The sequence below is a fragment of the Streptacidiphilus alkalitolerans genome (assembly GCF_042511045.1).
Taxonomy (GTDB): domain Bacteria; phylum Actinomycetota; class Actinomycetes; order Streptomycetales; family Streptomycetaceae; genus Streptacidiphilus; species Streptacidiphilus alkalitolerans.
Genome location: NZ_JBHEZX010000037.1, coordinates 1 through 5,874 on the forward strand (window position 1 = coordinate 1; position 5,874 = coordinate 5,874).

The window sequence follows — 5,874 nt, forward strand, 5'->3', positions numbered from 1 at the left end:
ATGTACCGCACCGGCGACACCGCACGCTGGACCAACAACACCCTCACCTTCACCGGCCGCACCGACGACCAAGTCAAAATCCGCGGCTACCGCATCGAACTCGCCGAGATCGAGACCACACTCAGCACCCACCCGACCGTCGCCCAGGCCGTGGTCCTCGCCCACCAGCACACCAACGGCAGCAAGCAGCTCATCGCCTACGTCGTCCCCGTCCAGGGCGCCCGTCTCGACACCGGCGCCCTGCGCGCCCACACCGCCGAGCACCTCCCGGACTACATGGTCCCGGGCTGGATCGGGCTCATCGACGCACTGCCGCTGACCCGGAACGGCAAGGTCGACCGAGCCGCGCTGCCCGCGCCCGAGCCGGTGGCCGACCGGGCGGGCCGTCCCGCGGCCGACGACCGTGAGCGGCTGCTGTGCGCGCTGTTCGCCGAGGTGCTGGACCTGCCGACGGTGTTCGCCGACGACAGCTTCTTCTCGCTGGGCGGTGACTCGATCATCTCGATCCAGTTGTCCGCCCGGGCCCGCAAGGAGGGCCTGGCGCTCACTCCGCGCGACGTCTTCACGCACAAGACACCCGAGGCGCTGGCGGCAGCGGTCCCGGACCTGGCGGACGTCCAGGAGCTCCCGTTCACCGCCGACGATCCGGCGCTCGCGCTGGACCAGGACGAACTCGATGAACTCGAAGCCGAGTGGGAGCTCTCACAGTGAAGAAGACGTCGCTGGAAGCGGTCCTGCCGCTGACGCCGCTGCAGGAGGGCATGCTGTTCCACGCCCTCTACGACACCGACGGAGTGGACGTCTACACCGTCCAGAACGTCCTGGAGATCGCCGGGCCGCTGGACGTTCCCGCGCTTCGGGCCGCCTGCACGGCGCTGCTGACCCGGCACGCGTCACTGCGTGCGGCGTTCGTGCAGCGCCGCTCGGGCCAGACGGTGCAGGCCGTCGCCTCCTCGTGCGAGGCCCCGTGGCGTGAGGAGGACGTCCGCGAGGCGGCGACCCCCGAGGAGGCGCAGGCGCGGATCGCCGAAGTGCTGGCCGACGAGCGCACCCGGCGGTTCGACATGGCACGGCCGCCGCTGGTGCGCTTCGCACTGATCGCGCTCGCCCCGGCCGAGCGGTACCTGCTGGCGGTTTCCTACCACCACATCCTGATCGACGCCTGGTCCCTGCCGCTGCTGCTGAACGACCTCTTCCAGCTCTACGCCGGAGACCGCGGCGAGCTGGCACCGGTGGTCCCGTTCAAGAACTACCTCGCCTGGCTGGGAGCACAGGACCAGGCCGCGTCCGAGGCCGCCTGGCAGCAGGCGCTGAAGGGCGTGGACGAGCCGACGCTGCTGGCTCCCCCCGGCCCGGACCCGGCCTCCGGCCCGCAGGCCCTGCCGGAGGCGGTCACGCTGCGGCTGGACGCCGAGCGCACCCTGGCCCTGGCGGCGCTGGCCCAGCGGCGTGGGCTGACCCTGAACACCGTGGTCCAGGTGGCCTGGGCGCTGCTGCTGGCCGCGCAGACCGGCAGGCAGGACGTGGTGTTCGGCGCCACCGTCTCCGGCCGACCTGCGGACCTGCCCGGTGTCGAGAACATCGTCGGCCTGCTGATGAACACCGTCCCGGTCCGGGTGCGGATCGACCCGGCCGAACCGCTGTCAGCGCTGCTGGAGCGGGTCCAGGACGAGCAGGCGGCGCTGGCCGCGCACCAGCACCTGGGCCTGGCCAGCATCCAGCGGCTGGTCGGGTTGCCCGAGCTCTTCGACACCACCACCGTCTTCGAGAACGCACCGGTGATCAACGGACGGGCCAGGACCGACGCCTGGGACTTCCACGAGCTGCGCATCGCCTTCCGGGACGAGGGCGCGCTGCCGGACGGCACCCACTACCCGCTGTCGCTCACGGTCTTCCCCGGCGACACGCTGCAGCTGGAACTCAGCCACCGCCCCGAGTCGGTGGACGCCGACACCGCGCGGGCGCTCGCCGACCGGCTCGACCTGCTGCTGGCCCAGTTCACCGACGCCACCGACCTGCCGGTGGGCCGGATCGCCCTGCTCACCCCCACGGAGAAGAACCGCACGGTGACCGGCTGGAACCGCACCGAGCGCTCCCGGCCCGACGACTGCCTGCCCGCGCTGTTCGAGGCCCAGGCCGCCCGCACCCCGGACGCGACCGCCGTGGTCAGCGGCGGCCGAGCGCTCAGCTACGCCGAACTGGACACGGCCGCGAACCGCCTGGCGCACCGGCTGCTGGCGGCCGGCGCCGCCGCCGACCGGGCGGTGGCCGTGGCACTGCCCCGGTCCACCGACGTGATCGTCGCCATCCTGGCAATCCTCAAGTCCGGCGCAGTCTACCTGCCGATCGACGTCGGCCAGCCCGCCGACCGGGTGTCCGCGATCCTCGACGACTGCCGCCCGCTGCTGATCGTCACGACCGGTAGTACTGCCGGTCAATTGCCGACCGGTGTGCCGCAGTTGCTGGTCGAGGCGGCAGACCCCACGGTTGGTGCCCATACGCCGACCGACGCCGATCGGGTGGTGCCGCTCCGCCCCGACCACCTGGCGTACGCCATCTACACCTCCGGCTCCACCGGGCTTCCCAAGGGCGTCGGCGTCGAGCACCGGGCCCTGGCCAATGTGTTCCACAGCCACCGCGAGTCCGTGTTCACCCCGGAGGCCGAGGCCGCCGGAACCGACCGGCTGCGGGTGGCGCTCACCAACGCGCTCGGCTTCGACGCCAGCTGGACCATGCTGCTGTGGATGGTCGCCGGCCACGAACTGCACGTGATCGGCGACGAGGTACGAGGCGACCCGGCCGCGCTGATCGGCGAGCTGGCCGAACGCGGCATCGACGTCATCGACACCACCCCGACCTTCGCCGGCCAGCTGCTGGGACAGGGCCTGCTCAGCGGCCCCGGGCACCGTCCGCGGGTGGTGGCGCTGGGCGGCGAGGCGGTGCCGCCGACGCTCTGGGACCAGCTGCGGGCCGCGGGTGTGCACGGCTACAACCTGTACGGGCCCACCGAGTGCACGGTCGAGTCGGTGGTGTGCCGCAGTGCCGACTCGGCGGTCCCGATCATCGGCCGACCGATCGACAACACCGCGGTCTACGTCCTGGACGCGGCCCTGCGCCCGGTGCCGGCCGGGGTGGCCGGCGAGCTCTACATCGCCGGGGCCGGGCTGGCCCGCGGCTACCTCGGCCGGGCCGGACTCACCGCCGAGCGCTTCCTGCCGGACCCGTTCGGCACCCCCGGCACCCGCATGTACCGCACCGGCGACCTGGTGCGCTGGACCGCCGACGGCGAACTGGCCTTCGTCGGCCGCTCCGACGACCAGGTCAAGATCCGGGGTTTCCGGATCGAGCCGGGCGAGATCGACGCCGCGCTGCTCGCCCACCCGTCCGTGGCCCAGGCGGCCACCACCGCCCACCAGGACGGGGCGGGGACCAGGCGCCTGGTCGCCTACGTGGTCCCCGCCGCCGGCGCGGACTTCGACGCCGCCGCGCTGCGGGCGCACACCGCCGCACTGCTGCCGGACTACATGGTTCCGGCGGCCTTCGTAGCGATGCCCGCCCTGCCGGTCACCGTCAACGGCAAGGTCGACCGGCGCGCCCTGCCGGAACCTGACTTTCACGCGGGCAGCGGCGGCGGGCGGGCGGCGGCCGACGACCGAGAGCGGCTCCTGTGCGCGCTGTTCGAAGAGATCCTCGGAGTGCGGGAGATCTCGGCCGACGACAACTTCTTCATGCTGGGCGGCGACTCGATCCTCTCGATCCAGCTCTCGGCCCGGGCCCGCAAGGAGGGACTGGCGCTCACCCCGCAGGACATCTTCGTGCACAAGACGCCGGAGGCGCTCGCCACCGCCACCGCGTCCCGCGAGGCCGCACCGGTGACGCAGGCGGCCGGTCCGGCGGCGGACCTGCCGCTGCTGGCGCTCACCGACCAGGAGCGGGAGCTGCTGCGCGGAGCCCACCCGGACGTCGAGGAGTTCCTGCCGCTCTCCCCGCTCCAGGAGGGCATGCTCTTCCACGCCCTGTTCGACACCGACGGGGTGGACGTCTACACCGTCCAGACCGCGATCGAGCTGACCGGCCCGCTGGACGTCGGCGCCCTGCGACGGGCGGGAGCCGCGCTGCTGGCGCGGCACTCGGCGCTGCGGGCCGGATTCACCGAGCGCGGTTCCGGCCGCCCCGTCCAGCTGATCGCGCCCGCTGTCGAACTCCCCTGGGAGGAGGCCGATCTGACGGATGCCGTGAACGACGAGGCCCGTAGCGCCCGGCTGGGCGAGCTGCTCGCCGACGACCGGCTGCGCCGCTTCGACATGGCCCGGCCGCCCCTGGTCAGGTTCACCCTGGTCCGACTGGGCACCGACCGGCACGCCTTCGCCTTCACCATGCACCATGTGCTGACCGACGGGTGGTCGCTGCCCGTCGTCCTGGCCGACCTGTTCACCCTCTACGCCGCGGAGACGGAGGGGCGTTCCGACGCCGGCCTGCCGCCCGCCGTCGGCTTCCGCGACTACCTGGCATGGCTCGTCGCCCAGGACCGCGGCACCGCCGAACGCGCCTGGCAGCAGGCCCTGGACGGCATGGAGGAACCGACCCTGGTCGCCGCCGGCCACGGCGAGGGCGAACAGGTGAACCCGCGCCGCCACGCGGTGGAGCTCGACCAGCAGCGCACCGCGGCGCTGTCCCGTGTCGCGCAACAGCACGGACTGACGCTGAGCACCCTGGTCGAGGGGGCCTGGGCGCTGCTGCTCGCCGGTCAGACCGGGCGGCGCGACGTGGTCTTCGGCGTCACTGTCTCCGGCCGACCGGCCGACCTGCCCGGCGTGGAGGACATCGTCGGCCTGCTGATGAACACCGTCCCGGTCCGGGTGCGGATCGACCCGGCGGACACCCTGGCCGAACTGCTCGGCCGGCTCCAGGCCGAGCAGGCGGCGCTGGCCGCGCACCAGTACCTCGGCCTGGCCGAGATCCAGCGGCTGGCCGGGCTGCCCGAACTCTTCGACACCACCATGGTGTTCCAGAACGTGCCGTTCCAGCCGGAGTCGATCCGCGACGCCGTTCCCGGCCTGGGCCTGGCCCCCGCCGAGGAACGCGAGGAGACCGCTGCCACGCACTACCCGCTGAGCCTGTCCGCCTTCCCCGGCGAGCGGCTGCGACTGGAGCTCAACTACCGCACGTCGGTGTTCCCGCTGCAGGCCGCCGAGCGGCTCGGACGCAGCCTGGCGCACCTGCTGGGCACGATGGCGGCCGGGTTGGACGTACCTGTGGGCCGGGTCGGTGTGCTGGACGCCGACGACCGCGCCGAGGTGCTGGCGCGCAGTACGGGTGGGCCCGTGCAGGGGCCCACGACCAGCGTGCTGGAGCTGTTCGCCGAACACGTCACGCGAACGCCCGACGCTCCGGCGGTGATCGCCGACGAGCGGGAACTGACGTATCGACAGCTGAATGACCAGGCCGCACAGTTGGCCGCCGCGATCCGACCGCACCTGCACGGTGTCGAACCGAAGGTCGCGATCCTGCTCGAACGCTCGTGGAGAACGGTCGTGACCGCGCTGGCGGTCCTCAAGGCCGGCGGGGTGTATGTGCCGCTGGACCACCACGCCCCGCACGAACGACACACCACCGTGCTGGCCCAGGCCGACGCCCAACTGCTGATCACTGATCGGCCCCACCCCACCGACCTCCCCGTCCTGGACCCGGACGCCCGCGGCACCGCGGGCGACACCGGCGCCGTCCACTCCGACGCGTTGGCGTGTGTGCTGTTCACCTCCGGGTCCACCGGTGTCCCCAAGGGGGTGGCACTGACCCACCGGGGCATCACCGACCTGGTCCGGGACCACGGCTTCAGCGGCGCGGCGAACCGCATCCTGCTGCACGCCTCCC

The 5,874-nt window shown here is 72.8% G+C and carries 2 protein-coding genes; both read left to right on the plus strand.

Translation table 11 applies throughout. The annotated features are described in order from the left end of the window. Nucleotides 1–711, plus strand: a 711-nt coding sequence (locus ACEZDG_RS37805) for a phosphopantetheine-binding protein (RefSeq protein ID WP_380519504.1), incomplete at its 5' end; no start/stop codon positions are given. Continuing rightward, a partial coding sequence (locus ACEZDG_RS37810; RefSeq protein WP_380519506.1) for an amino acid adenylation domain-containing protein occupies nt 708–5,874 on the plus strand: 5,167 nt, incomplete at its 3' end. The genes ACEZDG_RS37805 and ACEZDG_RS37810, both read left to right, overlap by 4 nt.